Origin of the sequence: Candidatus Methylospira mobilis, assembly GCF_009498235.1 — a bacterium.
Taxonomy (GTDB): Bacteria; Pseudomonadota; Gammaproteobacteria; order Methylococcales; family Methylococcaceae; genus Methylospira; species Methylospira mobilis.
The window spans coordinates 679,854-702,685 of record NZ_CP044205.1 but is presented as its reverse complement, the minus strand read 5'-3'; the positions used below and the strand labels follow the sequence as shown (position 1 = coordinate 702,685).

At 55.0% G+C, this 22,832-nt stretch carries 16 protein-coding genes; 1 reads left to right on the top strand and 15 read right to left on the bottom strand.

What is annotated here, in order from left to right; translation table 11 throughout:
- Nucleotides 1-165: 165 nt before the first annotated feature.
- From arsA to F6R98_RS02910, 3 genes are all read right to left on the bottom strand, one after another.
- Nucleotides 166-1,920 (bottom strand): arsenical pump-driving ATPase, encoded by a 1,755-nt coding sequence (gene arsA / locus F6R98_RS02920; protein ID WP_153247691.1) that lies wholly within the window; start codon nt 1,918-1,920, stop codon nt 166-168.
- 31 nt (nt 1,921-1,951) lie between these two features.
- Nucleotides 1,952-2,317: an arsenite efflux transporter metallochaperone ArsD gene (gene arsD / locus F6R98_RS02915; RefSeq protein WP_153247690.1), complete on the bottom strand. Its 366-nt coding sequence runs from the start codon at nt 2,315-2,317 to the stop codon at nt 1,952-1,954.
- A gap of 78 nt (nt 2,318-2,395) precedes the next feature.
- Nucleotides 2,396-2,737: an ArsR/SmtB family transcription factor gene (locus F6R98_RS02910; RefSeq protein WP_153247689.1), complete on the bottom strand. Its 342-nt coding sequence runs from the start codon at nt 2,735-2,737 to the stop codon at nt 2,396-2,398.
- 365 nt (nt 2,738-3,102) lie between these two features.
- Between F6R98_RS02910 and F6R98_RS02905 the strand changes: the two genes are divergently transcribed.
- Entirely contained in the window at nt 3,103-3,348 is a 246-nt protein-coding gene (locus F6R98_RS02905; protein WP_153247688.1) for a hypothetical protein, read from the top strand.
- Nucleotides 3,349-3,562: 214 nt separating this feature from the next.
- Here F6R98_RS02905 and F6R98_RS02900 read toward each other — a convergent pair whose 3' ends face one another.
- The 12 genes from F6R98_RS02900 to F6R98_RS02850 form a co-directional block, all read right to left on the bottom strand.
- The gene (locus tag F6R98_RS02900) at nt 3,563-4,588 is read right to left on the bottom strand and encodes a heparan-alpha-glucosaminide N-acetyltransferase domain-containing protein (protein WP_153247687.1); all 1,026 of its coding nucleotides are present in this window, start codon (nt 4,586-4,588) and stop codon (nt 3,563-3,565) included.
- A gap of 165 nt (nt 4,589-4,753) precedes the next feature.
- The gene (hypE, locus tag F6R98_RS02895) at nt 4,754-5,809 is read right to left on the bottom strand and encodes a hydrogenase expression/formation protein HypE (protein ID WP_153247686.1); all 1,056 of its coding nucleotides are present in this window, start codon (nt 5,807-5,809) and stop codon (nt 4,754-4,756) included.
- The gene (locus F6R98_RS02890) at nt 5,806-6,396 is read right to left on the bottom strand and encodes a Uma2 family endonuclease (protein ID WP_153247685.1); all 591 of its coding nucleotides are present in this window, start codon (nt 6,394-6,396) and stop codon (nt 5,806-5,808) included. Before F6R98_RS02890 ends, hypE begins: the two co-directional genes overlap by 4 nt.
- 370 nt (nt 6,397-6,766) lie before the next feature.
- Nucleotides 6,767-9,136, bottom strand: coding sequence for a type VI secretion system Vgr family protein (locus tag F6R98_RS02885; protein ID WP_194270107.1), 2,370 nt, complete (start codon nt 9,134-9,136; stop codon nt 6,767-6,769).
- 76 nt (nt 9,137-9,212) lie between these two features.
- Nucleotides 9,213-9,335, bottom strand: coding sequence for a hypothetical protein (locus F6R98_RS22390; RefSeq protein ID WP_265588129.1), 123 nt, complete (start codon nt 9,333-9,335; stop codon nt 9,213-9,215).
- Between the two features lie 18 nt (nt 9,336-9,353).
- A complete protein-coding gene (locus F6R98_RS02880; protein ID WP_153247683.1) occupies nt 9,354-11,591 on the bottom strand; it encodes a type VI secretion system Vgr family protein in 2,238 nt (745 codons plus the stop codon).
- Between the two features lie 207 nt (nt 11,592-11,798).
- Complete coding sequence (locus F6R98_RS02875; protein WP_153247682.1) at nt 11,799-12,908, bottom strand: pentapeptide repeat-containing protein; 1,110 nt, start codon at nt 12,906-12,908, stop codon at nt 11,799-11,801.
- Between the two features lie 11 nt (nt 12,909-12,919).
- The gene (locus F6R98_RS02870) at nt 12,920-13,327 is read right to left on the bottom strand and encodes a DUF4150 domain-containing protein (protein ID WP_153247681.1); all 408 of its coding nucleotides are present in this window, start codon (nt 13,325-13,327) and stop codon (nt 12,920-12,922) included.
- Nucleotides 13,328-13,329: 2 nt separating this feature from the next.
- Complete coding sequence (locus tag F6R98_RS02865; RefSeq protein WP_153247680.1) at nt 13,330-16,536, bottom strand: DUF2169 domain-containing protein; 3,207 nt, start codon at nt 16,534-16,536, stop codon at nt 13,330-13,332.
- 59 nt (nt 16,537-16,595) lie between these two features.
- On the bottom strand, nt 16,596-18,959 hold the full coding sequence (locus F6R98_RS02860; protein ID WP_153247679.1) for a type VI secretion system Vgr family protein: 2,364 nt from the start codon (nt 18,957-18,959) through the stop codon (nt 16,596-16,598).
- A gap of 310 nt (nt 18,960-19,269) precedes the next feature.
- Entirely contained in the window at nt 19,270-21,399 is a 2,130-nt protein-coding gene (locus F6R98_RS02855) for a sodium-translocating pyrophosphatase (RefSeq protein WP_153247678.1), read from the bottom strand.
- A gap of 37 nt (nt 21,400-21,436) precedes the next feature.
- Nucleotides 21,437-22,696, bottom strand: a complete 1,260-nt coding sequence (locus F6R98_RS02850) for a 6-phosphofructokinase (RefSeq protein WP_153247677.1) — start codon at nt 22,694-22,696, stop codon at nt 21,437-21,439.
- Nucleotides 22,697-22,832: the final 136 nt, after the last annotated feature.

The following is a 22,832-nucleotide window of genomic DNA, read 5'->3' as shown; positions in this document are numbered from 1 at the left end:
ATTGCCGACGATAATGAGCCTAAGGCTATTTCCATGAATAAACATACCAGAGTTCCAGCTCGCTTCTTTATCTCGTCATTCCGGCAGGGAATGCCGGAATCCGGGCGCCATGGACGGTTTCGTACCAGGGATAATCTTTCAAGGAAATCACCTCGTTTCGCACTGTCAGGTTACGGAATCAGTGATCTGCGCAAGTCCTTTGCTGCCGATGGGCGGTTTCGCCAGCCAGGGAATCAGCACGCAACGCGACGACAGTTCCCTGGCTACCTTCAGCACAAAAGGGATTTCATACCGGCCGCGTTCGGCCAGCAACGGATCGCGCGTGCCGCTCGCCAACAGGCTTTGATTGATGACCCAGGCGTAAGGCTGAATACCGGCGCGAACCAGATCGTTTTGCAGGCGTTCGGCTTCGTGAACCGGGGTAGCCTCCGCCAGCGTGGCGATAATGACCCGCGTGAAGTCCGGATCGCGCAAACGCGGCAACAGTTGGCGCACCGCTTCCGGCATGTCGCCCTGCATGCGCATGACTTCACGGTGATAGGCTTCGGCGGCGTCGAGCAGCAAAATGGTATGGCCAGTCGGCGCGGTGTCCAATACCACGAACGCATTTTTACCGGCATCCACCGTTTTAGCGAAAGCCCGGAAGACCGCGATTTCTTCGGTGCAGGGCGAACGTAGATCCTCTTCCAGCATCTCCCTGACATTGGCATCAAGGTTATTGGCGGTTTTTTCCAATACCTCTTGCCGGTACTTCTCTACTTCCGCTTCCGGGTCGATCCGGCTGACAGACAGGCCTTTCACCGGATTTTCGATAGCGGCCGCAACGTGCGCAGCCGGATCGGTGGTCGATAGCACGACGCTGTGGCCGCGTTGCGCCAATTCCGTGGCGATAGCGGCGGCGATAGTGGTTTTGCCGACGCCACCTTTCCCCATGGTCATGATGACGCCATGCCCGGCTTTTTCCAGATCGTTTACCAAGCTGTTAAAGCTGGGCAGATCGGGGCGCGCGGATATGGCGCTTGGTAGCGAAGTGTCAGCTTCCGGCTGGGAGAGGGCGCGCAACGCGGCGATACCGACCATGCTCTTGGGCATAAAGGGTGTTTCAAAACGCGGCAGCGCCGCGAGCCTTTCCTGCATGGCCGCCAACGCTGCATTCATGCGGCGCGTCATCGCGTTGGCTATCGCGTCCGCCGATGTTGCGGCCTGAAACAGTCCGTTGATCACCAGCACCTGATTCAAAATGCCCAGCTCGCCCAATTCACGGCTGGCCCGTTCCGCTTCATGCAAAGCGGAAAGATCGGCGCGGCTCACCAATACGACGCTGGTTTGCCGGGCATCGGCGAGTTGCGCCACGGTTGCGGCATACAACGCCCGCTGTTTTTCCAGCCCGGCCAATGGGCCAAGGCAAGACGCGCCACTGGTTGAGGATTCGATGTAGCCGTTCCAGGCCGAAGGCAAGGACAGCAGTCGCAGGGTATGGCCGGTAGGCGCGGTGTCGAAAATCACATGATCGAAATCCTGGGTCTTCTCTGGATGACCGATCAATGCGGAAAACTCGTCGAATGCGGCGATTTCCACCGCACACGCGCCGGAAAACTGTTCTTCCATGCTTTGAATCGCAGCCGGAGGCAAAATCCCGCGATAAGGCGACACCATGCGCTCGCGGTAATCGCGCGCGGATACTTCAGAGTCGATGTTTAGCGCAAACAGTCCGGCTACCTCCGGTATCGGCGTCGGCGTCGAGCTTAGCGCTACGCCCAATACCTCGTCGAGATTCGAAGCCGGATCGGTGCTGACAACGAGCACGCGCTTTCCGCTTTCGGCCAAAGCGATGCCGGTTGCGCAGGACAAGGATGTCTTACCGACACCGCCTTTTCCTGTAAAAAACAGATAGCGGGTATCAAGCGTTGGAAGGCCCATTACATTTTTTCCTTTAATGCCTCGATAAGGCTCAACAGCAGCCGCTTTTCGGTGTGCAGCAGCCGGGAATAGCAGCCGTTTGAGCGGTCGTTTCCGGCGTCAAAGCCAGTTTTTGCATCAATTGCGGACGCGACAGATAGACGCCGGTGGAAACGATGTGACCGTCCACCACGACGATAGGCAAGCGATCCATACCGGCATCCATTTCCTTGACTACATCCTGATTCGCGGCGAAAACCTGGGGTTGCTGGGAAAGGTTGTAACGCGCCACTTCAACACCCTGTTCGGCCAACCATTGCAAATCGGCAGCAAACTGCACAAGCACGGTATCGACATCGACGCCGCAAACACCGGTGGAACAGCACATGGCCGGTTCGTAAATTTCGAGCTTTTTCATTTGGTTTACCCAAGAATTAATAAATATAGCGACTGGAGTTACCGGTACAAAGAAACAGGACGTTATAGACTTTGTCGCTCATGACTTGGTTTTCCCGGTAGTTGAACAAACAGGTGAAGGTATGGAGATACAGGGATTGCCGCCGCAGCAGTTCTCGGTCAAAAAAGCGATGAGGCTGTTCATCGTATCGAAGTTGGCTGAACAGATCACGAAACGCCCCTGCTGCCTGCACGTCACCAGATTGGCATGCGTCATTTCCTTCAGATGAAAAGACAGCGAAGACGGCGGAATCGCCAGCGCCTCGCCGATCTTGCCGGCGGACAAGCCTTCTGGGCCGGTTTGAACCAGCAATCGAAAGATGGCGAGACGGGACTCCTGGGCGAGCGCCGCCAGCGCGGTAATCATATTTTTTGTTTCCATAGTTCTATTATTATTGAAATATTTGCATTTGTAAACTACTATCTAAAAAAACCGGTTTGAGTCAGCGCTGGAGAAGCACGATGAAACTTACATTTTCCAAATTGCGGCATCTACCTCTGGTCATGCGCCTATTAATCACACTGGTGATACTGATGTTCCCGTGGGGACTGATGACGCTTTACCAAAAACTTATGTCCTACATTGGCATTTGGTGTTACGCCTGCTTATCTTAGATTCTGATACCACCCCGTTTAGAGGCGCTGACCAACCGGTTTTTCAATTTGTTCGTTAATGTAACAGGAGATCGTAAAAATGCAGCATTTACCTTTGGTAATACGCCTATCAGCCGCAGAGAAGGAGGTACATTGAATACGTACATCACCTATGCTGCCGACAAATGCAATCAAGTCGCACAGACGATCAGTTTGCCGACTGATTGGCTCGCGCATACAGACGGCTACGCGTTAAAACTTGAGAGAGAGCTGCATTTCGAAGTATCAGAATCCGGCGTAAGTCTGCGGTCTCTCTTAGCCGTCGCTATTGAAGATGCCGAACGAATAGCGCAGGCATTGAAAAATGCGGCGAATCGCACGATTGAAGAGGGGACATAACGCCGAATCCGGATAATAAGTGTGATTGCATGGGCGGAAAAGATGCGATGGTTCATGATGTCATAACCTGAAGCCGGACAATGACATTGCCGACGCAATAAAACTCCTCGTCAAGCATGGCATCGGCGCGTTACCCGCAGCCGATAATAACAGGAGGGTGGCCGTAGTGCTCAGTGAAGCGGACTTGGTGCGCCGCGCGAAGATTCGTGTTTATTCAACGTCTGGACGGAAAAGAAAATGCGGGTAAATAACGCGCGCTCCATGCGGACAGGGTCCATAGCATCAATACAACCCATAAAAACTTTACCGGGTCGGGCGTAACACAACATTTGCTGAGCCAATAACGGATCAGCGCAACATGAAAAACATATACCCACAGCGATCGCCGCCCCATCCAGACCAGCGGCGATAACAGGATGAGAATGCGCGGATGGCGCATCAGCCATTGCATTACGAACAGCAGTACGCAAAATGCGCTTATCGCTGTCAGGCAATATCCCAAACCGGGCGGATAAAATAACTCGCTGTATCCGTCGCGCATGGCCGGAAGATTAAAAGTCATCGCCCAATAGCCGGAAGACGCCAACAGCAGCAGCGTCGAATACCGACCCCAGCGCCACGAAACGCCGGCTCCCTGGACTTCCGGCGCAAATGACGGCAGGCTGCGCTGCAGCGCGGCGCCCAGCCAGACAAAACCCAGCCACGGAAAAACCGGAAACCAACCGTCGATGAATAATTGCTGGGGTATATGAGGCAGTATTTCCCGCACTGGCGGCAGCGGCTGGTCGAAATTCAAACCGACCGAAAACAGCTCGAAATGATACAGGCCGCCCCATTGCAGCAACTGACCGCATAACAGCAAAGCAAAGCCGGTCAGCGCAAGCGCTGTTGCCGAAAAATAACGCGCCGGATAGGCGGTAACGATAATGGCCAATCCTATGGTATAAAGCACATCGAAAGTCAGGAACGGCAACGATTGCCATACCGCCATATCGATCAGGCCGCCCACGATCATTATGAACAGCCCGCGGGACGGCTTGGGTCGCTTGGCAAGCGCCAGCATCATGCCCGCCAGCAGCATGAATATCGGAGCGGCAAACGACCCTGCCAATCGCATCAAAAACGGATGAGGCGCATCCGCGATCAAAACCGATGCCGCGCTGTTCGCCATCAACATCAGGCTGATCGCGAGGCCGCGCAGCATATCGTATTGCACTATCCGGTTTTGAGCACTATGCATAAAAATCCGTATCTATAGTATGTACCCCAAAGAAAGCACCCTCAAAAAGGTTCAACAATGCAATTTCCAATAATACCCTGTAGGAGCGGGCTTTAGCCCGCGATCGACGTCTTTCGCGGGCTAAAGCTCGCTCCTACAGGGATATCAGGCACTAACCGGATAGCTTCAGCAAATTCTCGGCAACTGTTCTCCGCTCAACAGATCCAGCACGCGCTTGATGCCGAAAGCATTGCGTAATTCGACCCTGGCTTCGCCATGCGAGGTGACCGAGCCGATTTTGGCGGCCCGACGCCCCAGCGAATGCTGATGCAATAACGCCAACACACGCTCGGTTTCCGGAGGCGGCACGAACAGCGTCATCTGGCCCTCGTTGGCGACATAGAGCGGATCGAAACCCAGCATCTCACAGGCGGCGCTGACTTGAGGAAGCACAGGTATTGCGGCCTCATCGAGTTCAATCGACAGCTGCGCGTCGCGCGCCAGCTCCAGCACCGCGCTAGCCAAACCGCCGCGTGTCAGATCCCGCAAACAGTGCAGCTCGCAACCGGCAGCGAGCAATTCGGCCACCAGCCCGGATAGATCGGCGCAGTCGCTGGCTATGCTGGTTTCGAAACGCAGCCCTTCGCGTTCCGAGATGATCGCGACGCCGTGACGGCCAATGTCGCCGGTCACCAGAATATCGTCGCCCGCAGCGATACTGCTCGGGCCTATCGTCATGCGATGTTCGATCGAACCTATGCCGCTGGTGACGATGTAAAGCCCGTCGCCCTTGCCGTTTTCCACCACCTTGGTATCGCCGGTGACGATGGCCACGCCTGCGGCGCGCGCGGTCTCGCCCATGCTGTGCAATATGCGCTGCAAATCCGCGAATGGAAACCCTTCTTCTATGATCAGGGATGCGCTTAGAAACAACGGCTTGGCGCCGCTCATCGCCAGATCGTTCAGCGTGCCGCAAACCGCCAGTTTGCCGATATCGCCGCCGGGGAAAAACAGCGGTTTGACGACATAACCGTCGGTGGTAAACGCCAGCCGGCTGCCGCCGATATCCAGCACCGTACTGTCGTGGCGCTGATCCAGCCACCGGTTGTCGAACGCCGGACGGATCAAACGCTCCAGCAACTGCTGCATCAAACGTCCGCCGCCGCCATGCGCCAGGGTCGCGTGTTCGTACTGGCCGATGGGCAGCGGGCAGTTCAGGTTAAACGCCTGCTCGGTAGTCATTCGGCGGCTTCGTTATCCAGAAACGCCACATCTTCGTAGATAGCGCGCATATCAATCTTAAGGTCCAGCGATTGCAGCATGACCGTATCCGCACCGCCGGCTATATCGACATTATATTCGCCGTCATCTCCACGGCGAAAAACCTCAACCTTTAAACGGCGGCTGTCGACCAGCACATACTCCAGCAGGCTATCCAACTGAAAATAGGCCCGCATTTTCTCTCGCCGGTCTATGACTTCAGAGCTTTCCGATAAAATCTCGACGATCAGGCTGGGCGCTACCAGAAAATCCCCGGGGCTGTCGTTCGCTATATCCAAAGGGCTGCCGCTGACCACGATATCGGGATAGTAATAGGCCTTGGCGCTTTTCACCCGTACTTTCATATCGGAAATAAAAGTATGGGACGGCGAACCCCGAAGATGGGTACGCAACAGGCTGGCGATATTCAACGCGATGATATTGTGCAGCTTGCCTGCACCGGCGTGGGCGTAGATATACCCGGCGATATACTCATGACGCAGCGCGCCATCGCGTTCGGCTTGCAAGTAATCCCGTTCAGACCAGTAAACGATTTTGGTGTGTTGCATTAGTTATAATCCACCCTGTATATATTGCCGCGTCCGATAACCGCTTATTTTGCGGTGATGCGCAAGAAACCCACGAAAACTTTGTGTAAAGCAATTCCTGCAAGTTATATATAAAATATAAATACCGGATCAGCATGCGGTTTATTTATTTCCAACCATCGCATCATACGTTGAGATCCCCATAGTGTTATCAACAAGAGATGTTTCGCTTTACTGTACGTGGGCTTCGTTATCCTCTACTTTCGCTCTGATACTAGCCAGATTCGCACTAATTTTCTTGATACGCGTACACTTTTTTCCGCGTGGCAACAGAATAAAGTCCTCAACAAAGGTCTGCCAAAGATTCGAAAAAACCAGACGCAAGACACTACTACTCGGGCATGTAAATAGAAGTGCCAAAGGAAGCAAATGCGCTGCATTTTTGTATGTAAGCTTGTTTTTCCGCAATATAGGCTTCGCGCTTTGCAACATAAGTCTGAGTGTTTTCTATTGTTACATCACCATTCATAAAGTTCGTCGTTAAGTTCTCCAGCGCGAGGTCACTTTCACTAAGCTTGGTTTTTATGTTATTTACCGCTGTGTCGTATTCGCTCAGTTTTGCGAATGTGACAATATCATTCTTGACTAAGACTTTAGACGTTTTTATTCCAGCGACCGACTCTGTCTTGTCGCCAATGATTGTTTCAGTCTTGGCTCCAGTAACCAATTCATTTTTGGTTCCAACAAGGACTTCAGACTTCGCCCCGGCTCCTGTCTCGGTTTTGGAACCACTCCAAACATCTGTTTTAAAAAATACATATTCATATTTATATACATAAAAACTCTCTACAGGGCCAAGTACTGCTTCGTTTTTATTTCCGACAATCAGGCTGAGATATTCGCCACCTACTATGTTTGCGTAATCCAAACATGTGATTTTCGCGCTTCCCGCAGTATTTATCGTTACCCCACCATCTCCTGACGACGGCTGAAAGCTGCTTAAATTGCTCCAGACGCTGTCAAGCCATCCTTGCTGCATTTGCTGGGACCCTGACAGCTGATTCCATTGCAAAGCGCCCTGCCACATTTGCTTTGTTTTGTGCCGTTGTATCCGTGCCGTTGGCAATAATGCCGCTTGCTGTTGCGCGTAGGAACCCGCTCCCGAGACAGAAGACGATCCGCTGGCAGAACCGATACGAATAGAGGTATTACCTATCGGCGAACTGAGCTCCAGATGCTGCTTACCTGCCTCGTCGTGCATAACTATTTCATTACCTCCAGCGGTGCGGATACGCGACTGCATTTGATTTTCGTTGCGTACCACATTGGGGTTTATCGAATTGGGGATTGCGCCGAGTATTATCGGCTGGTCCGGATCGCCATTGATAAACGACAACACCACTTCCGTACCCTTGTGCAACGGAAAATGCATGCCGTGGTCGCTGCCCGCATACGGCGTCGCCATGCGTATCCAGGCGGAACCGCGTTGCGCGTTTTTATGCGTCACATCGAACGGCACCTGTATCTTGTACTCGCCCTTCTCATTCAGTTCCGCGTACTGTCCGCTGCCTTCGGCGTCGACAAAGCCGTTCAGCGTGCCTTCGATTTTCGGCCAAAGGTGAGTGATTTCCGGACGGAACTGCACTTCGGACGGGATCGCTGAAATTTCCGCCTGATAAAAATCGGCGGAGCCGCCGGTCTCGCCCCTGGCAGGAATTTTCAGCCCTTCCAGCAAGAGTCCTGCCTGCGAGCCACGGTGTTTGACGCTGACCACCAGATAACGCCGGTCGAAACGCTTGCGCGGATGCCCCTGCACTTCGATGAACCCGCCGCAACGCGCACCGGTCGCCGTGGTGCCGCCCCGGTATATATTGCCTCGCGCCAGTACGCCTTCGGCACGCAATTTTGCTATATGGGCGGCTTCTCCATTGCTTTTCAGATGTTCGCCGAAGATGTGTTCCTCGCCGTTACCGTGCGGGTCGACTGCCGCCGTACCCATGATTTCCATGCTGGCGCGCTGGGCGCTGTAGTCCCTGACCACAATTTTTTTCGGCAAATTACAGGCTTCCAACTCCAGGCTTTGCAATCGGCGTTTTCGGCCCATGGCGGCATCCAATTCGCCCGCATCCTGATAGTTCAGCAGTAGACCCTCGTCCTTATGCGCCATACGGGTGTCGCTGAAGATGATTTTTTCCCTGCCGTCACTCTCTTCGTACCACCAGTAAATACCCAGTCGTTCGGCCCAGCGCGCAATAAAGCTGAGATAACTTTCCCGGTACTGGCAGATATAGTCTCTCTTCGAATAAGCGGCGCTCCCTTTTTGAAAACGCAAATCAAAATCATCGAAGAGAAATCCCGCATTCTGCATGACTGTGGTAAATATCTCGTGGCGGTCCATATCCAGATAAACTTCCGACAGGTAAAACGTATCGAGCAGCCACATTTTCGGAGCCAGCGTCGCGCGGTAAAACGTCCAGCCGCTGATCTGATATTGATAGGCGAACGAGCGCAGCAAACCGCGATAGACGGTAGGCCGCCCGCCCTCGACGCCGTCGTTCAGGCTGAATTGCGCAAGCTGTCCGAGAAGAACGCGTTCGTCGATATCGCTGTCCCTGGACGCCAGCAGCAAATCGAAGCGGTATAACGCTGACAGGGCTTCTTCTCCTTCAAAACGCACTACTTCGAACGTATCCGGAGCAAGCCCGCCGGCGCTGAATGCATAGCGGCGATCGGAAAAGAGCGAACCTTTGTTTTCTGTCATACTGACTCTCTTGTTTTCTGTCATACTGACTCTCTGTTGTTGTCCCGGCTTGAAGCAATAGACATGCGCTAGAAAATCAAGTTCCAATTACCGCAGGCCTGAGCAGGCAAGCCTGCAATGGCTCTACCCACGGCTGATTGGTATCGAAACGGCGATTCCATCCTCCATACGGACAATAGACGCCGAGCTTGTTGTTCACGCGTTTCGGTTCCTTCAATTATGGCATGAATATTTGCACGCCGCTGGTACTCGATACTACGTTTGTTTTTACTTCGGATGCCGTGACCGATACTTTGGCAGCGCTATTGGCGACATGGGTGGCGGAAGTAAAAATCCTGCTTAAACAGGAAGTTATGCCCGTACCTTCGTTTTTGACAGATGTAGCCGTATCCTGCATTTTGGTAACGGCGTTGTTCACGTTTGTAACATCGGTAACGACTTTGTTGACGTTCGAGTTTATCGTATTGAGCGCGGTATTGACATCGGTCACCGTATTCTTCAGCTTGGTAGTTACAGCGTCGATCTGGGATACTGTGGCGTTGACTGCGACTGGCGCAATCCTGTATTTTGCCGTCGCGTTGTATTCGTATGCGGGCCCGATATTTTGAATGAAGTTATAAGCCAGGCTGAAGTTAATGTTGCCGCCTATGGCCGCATTGGTGGTCAGTCCCAGCGTGGCTAATGTAAAAGCTCCTTCGGTTAAGGTTGTGGCCGCTCCCGCTACATTGATGGTCGAAGATCCTCCGACATTGCTCAATACATCCATCGCAGCAATGGTAAAACTGCCATCGGTCTCAAAATGAATACCCTCGGTCGTTGTTGAGTTGCTTGAAGCCGCCGCGCTCACACTGCCGGCGCTTAACAATGGCGCGCCCAAACTGAATTGGGTATCGGCAACCGGGGAAAAGAAATGTATGCCCTGCCGCCCTTCCTCGTCATGAAACTCCAGGCTGTTGCCGCCGGCTGTATGGATAACCGATTGCGTCTGGTTTTCGTTGGTCACCATGTTCGGGGTGATCGAGTTGGTCACGGCGCCGATGATGACCGGTTTGTCCGGATTGCCGTTTCTGAAGGACAGCAGTACCTCCGCGCCTTTATGCAGCGGGAAGTGCATGCCATGGCCGGAACCGCCGTCATCCACGCCGGCGTAGGGGCTGGCCATGCGTATCCATGCCGAGGCTTTCTTGGCGCTTTTCTCGGTAATATCGTAAGGCAGCTGCACTTTGTATTCGCCGTTTTCATTCAGTTCGGCGTATTTACCGCTGCCTTCCGCGTCAATGAAGCCGGTCATCGTGCCTTCGATTTTCGGCCAGGGATGGGTGATTTCCGGACGGAACTGCACATTGGCGGGTATCGCGGTGATCTCGGCCAGGTAAAAATCGCCGGAGCGGTTCGCATCGATCTCGACAGGCACACTCAGTCCTTCCAGCAACAAGCCGGACTGCGAACCGCGATGCCTGACGCCGGTCACCAGGTAACGCTGGTTGAAACGGCTGCGCGGATGGCCCTGCACCGTCATGAACTCGCCGCAGCGCAGACCGGTCGCCGTGCTGCTGCCCCGGTAAATGTGCTTGCGGCAGCGAAAGCCTTCGGCGCGCAATGCGACAAACTGCGCGGCTTCGTCGTTGTTTTGCAGGTGTTCGCCGAAAATATGCACTTCGCCGCTGCCGTTCGGGTCGACCGTCGTCGTTCCCATGATGGCCATACCGGCGCGCTGCTCGTTGTAATCGCGAATCACGATGGTTTTCGGCAGGTTGCGCGCTTCCAGTTCCAGACTCTGGATACGGCGCTGCTTGCCGATCAGCGCATCCAGTTCGCCCGGCGGCCGGTAATGCAACAGCAAAGCCTCCTCCCTATGCCCCATGCGGTTGTTGCAGAATACCACTTTTTCCTTGCCGTCAACGTCTTCGAACCACCAGTAAATCCCCACGCGCTCTGTCCAGCGCGCGATAAACGTGAGGTAGCTTTCCTGGTACTGACAGATAAACTCGCGCCGCGGATGATCCGGGATTTCCAGGAAGCGCACATCGACATCGTCGAAAGTAAAACCCGCATTGCTCATGATGGTCAGGAAAATCTCCGGACGCGTCTTTTCCAGATAAATTTCGGACAGGTAGAATGTATCCAGCAACCACAATTTAGGCGTCAGCGTGGCGCGATAAAAGGTCCAGCCGCTGATCTGGTACTGGTAGATAAACGACTGCACCAGGCCGCGATAAACGGTAGGATGCCCGCCTTCGACGCCGTCATTCAGGCTGAATTGCGCGGTCTGGGTTATCAGCGCGCCTTCGTCGATATCGCTGTCGGTGGACGCCAGCAGCAAATCGAAGCGGTACAGCGTCGACATAGCCTCTTCTCCGTCAAAACGCACCACTTCGAATGACTGCGGGGAAAGCCCGTCGACGCTGAATGCGTAGCGGCGGTTGGAAAATAGCGAATCGTTGTTTTCTGGCATTGCTTACCATCCGTTATTGTGTCTGTATTAGAGATTTGAAAAGCAGTGGCGGACGCACTGATATTCGTTACAATCTGCCGCAAATATGTATTTAGTGTTCCGGGACCCGCTTTGTACAACCGGAAAGCAGGCTCCTCCGGCAGCCGCATCAGTTCCCGGCAATGCTTTTATGCCCAATAAATGAGAAACCAGCGCATGCTGTTACGGCTACGCGAGCCAGCTTTCAGCTTTCAAACGGTCTTCATTGTCGCCGCTATAAGACGCGATCCTGGCCACATCGGTAATGACGTCTTTGTTTTTAATTCCATGCAGCTTGGTGCGAAACAGGTATGCGCCGGTAAAATCCGCCTTTTCGACCAGCATATGGGCCAGATTACAATCACTCAGATCGGCATTTTTAAAAATGGTTCGCACCGCCTTCGCTTTTTCAAAGCAGGAATGCTGGCAGGACATGTTCGACAAATTGGCATCGCTCAGATCGGCATTGCTGAATGATGCGTGTACAAACCGGGCGTGACTCAAATCGGCTCCGGCAAGATTGGCATCCAGAAACGCAGTGCTTCTGCCCGTTGCGCCTCTCAGGTTGGCGTTGCCGAGATTGGCGCCAGAAAAACAGGAAAGCCCGAGCGCCGCATTTTCGAAGTTGCACCCGGAAAAATCGCTGCCTCCAGCCTGCACGCCATAAAACTCGCTACCTGAAAAATCCTGATTCGTTAAGCAGGAATCGCGAATCAGCGTGCGGTGTAAACGCGCCTTATTTAGCGTGACGCCGGCCATGCCGCATTTCATGAACGTGGCTCTTTCGAGATTGGCTTGCGCAAGAGTGGCGCCTTCCATTGCGCATTCGATCGCCATGATACGCTCCAGATGCAAACCCGCCCAGTTAACGCCCTTCAGGTTGGACGAGGTAAAAGCGGCCCGAGTCAAACGGCTGCCGCTGAAATCGGCCCGCTCAACCCGGCACTTCGTCCAGGTGCTGCCGCTTAAATCCGCGCCGCTGAAATCTGCGCCCGACACATCGGTATCGCTTGCCGCAAACTGCCCCATGTTCGCGCGCCGGAAACTGGCACAGGATGCCTTGAAACCCGACCAGATCGACTTGAACAAGTTGCAGTCGTTAAAATTCGCGCCGCTCAGATCGCAATCCTGAAACGCGGTGCCGATCACTTTTGCTCCTGAAAAATTGGCGCCGCCCAGATTGCATTTCGAAAATATAACCGCCGATAGATCCCGTCCGGAAAAATCCATCCCGGCCAAATCGGCCTGTTCGATGATATCGCCTTGTTCTGCGGCGGCCAGTATTTCGTCTACGGTCATATGCGCTCCGTTCAAGCGGCCATTACGATGGTCTGCGACGGCGCCAAGGTGCTGCCGGGACCATTTAGAACCACCTCCAGGCAATTCTGCCCGGTCATGCCCATGATGCAGGTCGCAGGCATGCCATCGATCAGCACGTTAGGCACCGGTTCCAGAAATGTGGTTTCGCCCATGATCATATGAGACACCAGACCGAGCATATCGCCCGTCTCGTCATCCATGCTGAACGTCAGGGATGTCATAACGGTCACCGAGGGCATGCCGTCGAAAAGAACGCACATCCCGGTCGTCGCCGGATCGGCGGCATCGTTGGTCGAGGTATTGGGGTAGGGAATCGGGACGACTACGGGACCCATCGTGGTATTGCAAACATCCAGATCGCACATATTCATGCCGCCTTCAATGCTGTTCAAAAACATGGTTAATTTTTCTCCTCGTCATGCGATCGCGCCGCCGCCAAACGCTGTTTCGCGGTTAACCCGGAACCCGCAGTGTAAGCCCCATCCAGCCGTGTTTCCACGAACCTGGCCTGATAAAACTCGGCGGCGTACAAGCAGCTCGCCGAAAGATCGGTTTTTGCAAACCCGGATTTGCGCAAAGATCCGCTCATCAGGTTGATTGCGCCCATGTTGACCTCGCTGAGCATACAGCGCGTCAACCGCGCGCCTGGCGCACGCGCGCCGTAATAGTCGGAACCGGACATATCCACTTTCAGAAAATAGCCGCGATCCAGAATGGCGCGGCGCGCGCTGACCCGTTGCGCCGAAATATTGAGCTGGCTGGTGTGCGTCAGCGTGGCTTCATCGAAACAGCTGCCGTCCAGACGGCTTCCCGCTCCACCGACGGTAAAGCGATCCAGCATCGCCCTGCCGGCTTTGAGCTCTTTGGCGTCGCTGTTCCAAATCAGCATTTTCGGGGAACGGCAGTCTTCGAACGAAGAAGATGCAATGCAGGAATGCTTGATCACCGCGTTGCTCCAGGCTGAAGCGGAAAAATCGCACGCCGTAGCGCTGGTTTCGCTCAGCACCGCCTTCTTCATTTGCGCCTTATGGAAACCGGCCTGATCCAGCTCCGATTTTATAAAAACAGCCGATTCAAGATTCGCCCCGGAAAAATCGCTTTGTTTGAAACTGCAACCCTGCACATACATCCCGCTCGCCCGAGCCTGATCGAAGCGCGCCTTGTCCGCCACGCACTTATTCAGCCACCGGCTTTTTTCCAGGTTGGCCTCGCTGAAATCGGCTTCGCCCGCATCCACGGCATCGAAATTCGCGCCGTTTAATTTAGCCCCGTTGAAACGCGCACTCTGCAGATTGGTTCTGACGAAATGCGCGTCCTCGAAGCACCCGCCGGCAAGATCCAGCCCCGACAAATCGAGATCGGTAAAATCGCACCCCGCCAAAGATCCGCCTTCCGCCACCGTTTGCCTAATAGTTTCGCGCGTCATTACTTTCTGGGACGGATGATATTTTCCCAAATCCAGTTTGCCGTCGGGTTTTTTCTCGTTCAACTCAGCCATGCGTTTGTTGGCGCCGGCCATGAGATCCTTCAGTTTTTGAAGCTCTGCCGGAGGGATTTTCGCCATTGCCTCGGGCGGCATTTCATCCAGCATTCTGGAAAAATCCGGCGCCTGATCAGGCCCGGCTTCCTCCCGCGCTTTTAAGGTCTTTTCGATCTCCGCCGCCAAGTCGGGCGCTTTAACCCCCGCAGGCATCTGCACATCGAGCAAAGACCGGGTTTCGGCCAGCTTTTCCTGCCTGATTTGCTTTATCAGTGCGGCGAGGTCCAACTCAGCCGTTTGTTCAGCGAACCACGGCTGACGCCTGGCCACGCGTTCGCTCATTTCGACCAGACGGTTCAGTACTTCATCTTTTTGCGCTTGGTTTTGTGCGGCGTTGCGGGTCAAAGCTTCCAGCTTCGGGCCGACCTGTTTCAAGCGGAGCTCTATCCGCTGCACTTCGCCGGACGCCATTTCACGCTGCAGAATCGAGAAACCATCGGTTTTGAGCGATTCCCGCAACTGCTTCAGCTCCTCGATCAATTGGTCCCGCCGCTGCAGCAAATCCTGCGCGGTTTCGATCAGCAATTCGGCGGGGCTCTTGCCGGGGTTGTCCAGTACACGCTGTTGGGCGGCGGCCGCTTTCGCCTTTAAACCTCTGACTCGTTCTTCGGCCCTATCCAGCCCGGCAGCCAGTTCCGCGTATTTTTGCGGGTTGCCGGTGTTGAGCGACTGCAACTGAGCCCGCATCTGCGTCAACGGGAGTTCGATATCAAAAGGGACGGCCACCAGCTTCTCCACCTCTTCCTGCCTGGTGAACCCCTGCGCCCCGGCGCGGCGCGATTTGATGGCCTTGCGCAACGCGTTGACCTGCAAGGCGGTGCCATAAGCAGGATTTTCCAGCAATGCCGCAATTTTAGCTTCGTCCTGCAGAATTTCCTGTTCCATTTTTTCCGCGCTGACGTCCGGCAGCGCTGATGAGGAATCGCTATCGGCCTTCAATTTGCGCAGTTCGTCCGGCAGCGATTCGAGCTTGGCGGCGGCATTTTTTAGCGCTTCATCCTTATCGGGAATCTGCGGCGGCAAATCGAACGGCACCTTGCGCGCCAGACGGCACTGGAGCTTTTCATACCATTCGTTAACAGATAACGGAGGGTCGGACAGCGGCTCGGTCACCGTAAACAGCAGCTTGACATCATCGGCCTCGTCATCGGCTATCGGAAACATCCCGCGCGCCAGCACCAGCCCGCGCTCGCGATCCGGCCACAGCCATACCGTGTCGATGCTCAACGGCGCTTCGAGGAAAACCTCCTTGCCGCCCTGTTGTTGTACGATAAACGCCCGATGGCGCAGATGCGGCAATCGGCTCTGCAACTCTGATTTAGCAGGATGCATGTTGTGGATCGCAATCGGATCGCCGGGATTGAAAAAACCGGCTTCGAGGCGCTGATCCGCTGCCGCGCAATTGAAGTAGCTGCGATCGAAATCATCCGGATAGTAAGGCCAGCGGTTTTCCAGCCAGCCCGGGTCGTAAGTACCCATATTCCGGCGACGAAGCGGGTTCTTGGCGTCGATCATGCCGAAGCCTGCAGGCGGTGTCTGATCTGCGGAAGAACGGGGAGTCGCGGCGTTTTCGATGTTGGGCAACGGCCAGCTTGCAAACGGCGGCTGAGGTTTGACGCCCAGGCCGGCCGGGTTGAGCGCGTAGCCTTCCCCGCCATAGGCATGCGCCCAGTCGACCGGCATGCTCACAAAGGGTTTGGGCTCCGAAATTCGCAACGGGGATTCGCTGCCGGGCGGCAGCCATTCGCGGTCGCCGTAAACGGTAAGCCGTTTGCAGACTTTCCCGACGCCGGCTTGAACTTCGGAAGAGGCTGTCGGCGCACCCGATGCCGACCAGCAGGCGCCGCACACCATAAACTCGCCCACCGGCTTGGGGTTGGCACCATCCAGTATCGCGCCCTCGCCCAGCGTCTCGGCGACGAGCTTCCATAGCTCGATGGATGTGCCGGTTTTTTCGGGTTCGTCCAGGTGAAAAAAGCTCCCCACCGCGACCGATAACCATAAGCCATTGTTCAGCCCCAGGGGCCGCCTGAACACAATATGATCGAGTTCCTTAATTGTTTTCATAAGCTTATGGGTTTTATTTTAATGGTGAGGCATGAAGACATGCTGACCGGCGCAAAACATCAGGCAAAAAAGCTGGCAACCCCGGAGAATGTGGATACGCCATCCACCATTAAATCGCCGTTAAGCGTGGTAGCGCCATTCACTTCGAGCGCCCCAGCCATTTCCGTATCGCCGGTGACTTGAACCGCGCCGGTAATTGTGGTGTCTCCCTCAATACCAAGCTTCCCGGTAATATTTATAGCGGGAGCTTCAGTTGAAATGGAAGTCTCCGCAATATTAATAATATCTGTCGCAAAACTCGATAATTGAGGGGTCATATTTGTAATGGATGTAGTTGCATTATTTGCAATTACGGGAGCTTCAGTTGTAATGGTCTCAGTTGCCACATCGGTTTTCTTATCGAATAATGTGACTGCGTCCGGTCCTATTTGATAGACCCAAGGCGTGGCGATATTCAGACTCCCCCCCAGAGCGATGCTCAGGCTCCCTCCCAGATTAAGCCCCGTTGTTATACCTATCGATGCGGCCGTATTGGTTGCCAGACACACGGAGTTGGTTGCGCCACCGGTTACTGAATTGCTTGATCCCCACGTTATTGTCGAGCTATTCCCGAAAGTAACCGCCTCGCTGTTTCCTGTTGTCTCGGTTACGCAGTCGGACTGATTGGAAGTATTGGATTTGCCGCCTATGTTTACCGATAAAGTGCCTGTGGTTTTGAGCGAAACGCCAGCCTCGCCGGCATTCACTGAAGGATTCCCGCCGTCCGTGCCGCTCGAACCCGTATCATCAAACCCGTCCGAAGCCGCAGCGCCGGCGCTCTTCGGAGTCGACTCATATGCCCCTATCTGGAAATGGGTATCGGCTGTCGGCGAATAGAAATGTATGCCCTGCTGACCTTCCTCATCATGAAACTCCAGGCTGTTGCCGCCGGCTGTATGGATAACCGATTGCGTCTGGTTTTCGTTGGTCACCATGTTCGGGGTGATCGAGTTGGTCACGGCGCCGATGATGACCGGTTTGTCCGGATTGCCGTTTCTGAAGGACAGCAGTACCTCCGCGCCTTTATGCAGCGGGAAGTGCATGCCATGGCCGGAACCGCCGTCATCCACGCCGGCGTAGGGGCTGGCCATGCGTATCCATGCCGAGGCTTTCTTGGCGCTTTTCTCGGTAATATCGTAAGGCAGCTGCACTTTGTATTCGCCGTTTTCATTCAGCTCGGCGTATTTACCGCTGCCTTCCGCGTCAATGAAGCCGGTCATCGTGCCTTCGATTTTCGGCCAGGGATGGGTGATTTCCGGACGGAACTGCACATTGGCGGGTATCGCGGTGATCTCGGCCAGGTAAAAATCGCCGGAGCGGTTCGCATCGATCTCGACAGGCACACTCAGTCCTTCCAGCAACAAGCCGGACTGCGAACCGCGATGCCTGACGCCGGTCACCAGGTAACGCTGGTTGAAACGGCTGCGAGGATGGCCCTGCACCGCCATGAATTCGCCGCAGCGCAGACCGGTCGCCGTGCTGCTGCCCCGATAGATATGCTTGCGGCAGCGAAAACCTTCGGCGCGCAATGCGACAAATTTCGCGGCTTCGTCGTTGTTTTGCAGATGCTCGCCAAAAATGTGCACTTCGCCGCTGCCGTTCGGATCGACCGTCGTCGCGCCCATAATTTCCATGCCGGCTCGCTGCTCGTTGTAATCGCGAATCACGATGGTTTTCGGCAGGTTGCGCGCTTCCAGTTCCAGACTCTGGATACGGCGCTGCCGGCCGATCAGCGCATCCAGCTCGCCCGGCGGCTGGTAATGCAACAGCAAAGCCTCTTCCTTATGTCCCATGAGGGTATTGCTGAATACCACTTTTTCCTTGCCTTCCATGTCTTCGAACCACCAGTAAATTCCCACGCGTTCCAGCCAGCGCGCAATAAACGTGAGGTAACTTTCCTGGTACTGGCAGACAAATTCGCGTTGGGGATGGTCCGGCGTTTCCACGAAACGCACATCGAAATCATCGAAGCTGAAGCCGGCATTATTCAGGATGGTCAGGAAAATCTCCGGGCGCGTCTTTTCCAGATAAATTTCGGACAGGTAGAATGTATCCAGCAACCACAATTTAGGCGTCAGCGTGGCGCGATAAAAGGTCCAGCCGCTGATCTGGTACTGGTAGATAAACGACTGCACCAGGCCGCGATAAACGGTAGGATGCCCGCCTTCGACGCCGTCATTCAGGCTGAATTGCGCGGTCTGGGTTATCAGCGCGCCTTCGTCGATATCGCTGTCGGTGGACGCCAGCAGCAAATCGAAGCGGTACAGCGTCGACATAGCCTCTTCTCCGTCAAAACGCACCACTTCGAATGACTGCGGGGAAAGCCCGTCGACGCTGAATGCGTAGCGGCGGTTGGAAAATAGCGAATCATCGTTTTCTACCATAGTTACCACCTGTCAGTTTTTAATGGTTTTAGTGATTCTTGATTAGCGAAATTATTCCCCCGATCCTATAGTCATAGCTGTCATTCAGCGGGGAGATGACCGAACAAAGTCAACCGGATCGAGTTTAAACGCACGTAGTGCGGAGCGGAGCGCAGCCCAAACCGCAGGGATGCGCGACGGAGTAATCCGGTCTTGAATCCACTCGTCATGGCGCTGAAACTCCGCTTCACGGCGGGTATGACAGCCTCCTCGCGCATCTCAAGCAATTTATCAAAAAGACAGGGATTTCTGAAAAAAACATACATGCCTGCTATAGCAACGGAGCAATCAACAACCCGACTATGCTGACCGCTTTTATCATTACGCCCAGCGCGGGTCCGACCACATCCTTCAGAGGAGCACCGACGGCGTCGGTAGTCGACGCTGCTTTGGCCGCCTCCGAATCCTGGCCGCCGTAATGCCCTTCTTCGATATATTTTCTGGCATTGCCCCAAACGCTGCCCGCAGTACTCAACGTTATTGCCAACAACAACCCGGTCACCAATGCGCCGAGCAGCAAACCACCCAATACTTCGGCTCCCAATAAAAATCCTGCGGCTATCGGAATCAAAATGGGCAGTAACACAGGCAATACCGTTTCCTGCAGCGACAAACGCGTCAGTTGATCCGCAGCGCGCGCATACTCGGGCGTATCGGTTCGATCGAAAATACCCGGGCGGGTACGCCATTGACGGCGCACCTCGTTTACCAGTTCAGCCGCCGGCCGATTGACTGCGGGTATCAACAAGGCAACGAATAGATAGGGAATCAGCGCGCCCAGCAATAAACCGACGACCACCCGGTAATCGAGCAGCACGAAACCTGCGGTTTCGGCCAGAAAATCGGTGTAATCGGCAAAAATAACCACGGCGGCCAGCGCCGCGCCACCCAGCGCATAGCCACGCGTCAATGCCTGCAGAGCGCGGCCGGCAGCCGCGATTTCCCGAGCCGCATGTCGTACTGCGGCAGGCGTATCGGCCAATTCGGAGATATAGCCCGCATTGGCTGCGATCGGGTTAAAAACATCCAGCCCCGCCACCAGCCCCGTTAACGACAGCATTGCAGTTGCGGCCACCGCAACGCCAAACAAACCGGCAAAAGCATGCGCCGCCCAGATTGCCGTGCAAACCGCCAGAATCGGCAATAGCGTCGACCTCATTGCGAGCACCAGCCCCGCCGTGAATAAATTTGCAATGCCGCCGCGCGCTGCAACCGCCACGGAACGTAACGGAGCGTAGCTGGCCGAGGTGTAATACCCGGCCAGCGCCACCAGCGCGGCGCTGAGCGCGAAACCGGTCAGCGCCGCGAAATAGACGCCATGAGCGGAGACATGTTCCGAACCCATCTGCATACCTCCGCCAAAAGTCAGCAGGCACAGCGGATAAAACGTCAGCGAGGACAGTCCGGCCGCAACCAGAACGATGCGTAACAAGGCGGCGAGTATGTGCCCTTCTTCCAGACGCACCGATGCCAGCGCTACGACGCTTGCCAACAGCGAGGCGCCGCCAAGCAACAGCGGAAAAGCGACCGCCGATTCCAGCCCCCCGGTGAGTATGGCTGCGAGCAGCATCGTCGCCATCAGGGTCGCAGTATAGGTTTCGAACAAGTCCCCGGCCATACCCACGCCATCGCGTATACTCTCTCCCAAGCGTTGAGTGATTGAGGCTGGATTACGCAAATCCAGCGCAGGGGAGTCGGTCGTCGGTTGTCCGGAAACATCGCCTGCAATATCCGCAGCCTTGCTGATGATGCCGCCGCACACACGTGCAAAAATAGAAACCAGCGAAGCGCCCGCGACAAAACCTACCAATGCGCTCAGTGGCTCCTCGGAGCCAAGCAGAGTCAGAATTGCGTAGCAGCCGGCGACGCCCAGCAGACCCAGCGCAGCCACCAGCAAACCGGTTACCGCAGCGCCTTTAAACACAACGCCAAAAACCGCCGGCAAGCCCTGCTGCGCAGCCTGGGCGGCGCGGCCATGACTGCGTATCGATACCGTAAGGCCCAGATATCCCGCCAGCGCGGACAGTATCGAACCGGCGGCGAAGCCTCCTGCGACATCCCAGTCCAGCAGCCAGGCTACCGGCAGCAGCAGCAACGCGGCCACAGCCGCCAGGGTTTTGTATAAACGCCGCCAACAGGCGTCCGCCGCCTGTTGAATCGCCTGAACGGCGCCTTGCAATGACCCGTTCGCGGATGGCCGGCTGTGCAGCCAATCCAGCGTATTCAGGCACTCCAGCAATGCCAGCAATGCGGACAGAAAAGCAAAAGCGCTGCCCCAGCTTTCTTCGATACCGATAATAACGGTTATTATCAGACCGATAACCGCCAGATTGCGGTTACGGCGATCACTGAGAATTGTAACAATCCATTGCCGGGTTGAATCCAACAGTTTGCGGGGCATAGTGGTTCCTCTGTTTTATTTATTATTGTTGTAAGTCTCACAGTTCGAATACCGGCAGCTTTTTAGTAACCGCTACATTTTTAAGCCGGACATAATCGGGCAAGCCCTGCACGAACGGAGGGTAATCCTCCCCTTGAATCAACGGCTGTAAATAAGCCCGGCAGACCGGCGTAATGCCAAACCCGTCCACACTGATAAAATCGCGCGGCATTTTCTTTTCGACATTGGCGACCTCTTCCAGCACGGCGCTGCCCAGCCCCCATTGATACGGTGAGGAAGCTGTGCGCACGATGGTCGGCATCACCGCGTTTCTGCCCTCCAAAGCCAGTTCCACTGCGGCGCGCCCCACGGCATAGGCATGTTCGACATCGGTTGCAGACGCGATATGCCGCCCGGCGCGCTGCAAATAATCCGCTACCGCCCAATGATGTTTGTAACCCAGTTTATCCTTGATCAAAGCGGCTATCATCGGTGCAACCCCGCCCAGTTGGGCATGCCCGAACACATCGCGCGTTCCGGCATCGGCAAGAAATCGTCCATCCGGTAATTTGACGCCTTCGGAAACCACGACGGAACAATAACCATATTGCGCTACTTTTTCGCTGACGCGAGCGAGGAAAGCGGCGCTATCGAACGGTATCTCGGGGAACAGGATGACGATGGGAAGATCATGCCTGTCATCCGCCGCCAGCCCGCCGGCCGCCGCTATCCAGCCGGCATGACGTCCCATCACCTCCAGCACGAAAATCTGCGTCGATGTCGCGCACATCGACGCGACATCGAAACTGGCCTCGCGCGTGGCGATCGCAATATATTTCGCTACCGATCCGAAACCAGGGCAGCAATCGGTCAGCGGCAAGTCGTTGTCTATGGTCTTGGGCACATGAATCGCCTGAATCGGAAAATCAAGACTGTCCGCCAGACGCGCCACCTTCAGGCAGGTGTCGGCGGAATCGCCGCCGCCATTATAGAAAAAGTAGCCGATATCATGCGCTTTGAACACGCTCATCAAGCGCTCGAACTGCGTGCGATTCTCATCCATGCTCTTGAGCTTGTAGCGGCATGAACCGAATGCACCTCCCGGCGTATGGCGCAATGCTGCTATGGATGCGTCGGATTCCAGCCCGGTGTCAATCAAATTTTCCGTCAATGCGCCGACTATGCCGTTACGCCCGGCATAGATTTTCCCGAAACACTCGGGATAACTCCGCGCCGTTTCGATCACACCACAGGCTGATGCATTAATTACCGCCGTCACCCCTCCCGACTGTGCATAAAAAATGTTGCGCCGTGTCATTTGATCACCTAATGGTTTTGACGATATTCCAATTTGCGTCGGACCGATCTGCTTAGCTCATTGGGTAGCAGTCGATTGCTGCAACATTAGTGCAATTTGCGTATGGAAACAAGCACCCGTCATCCACTGCGCTGCC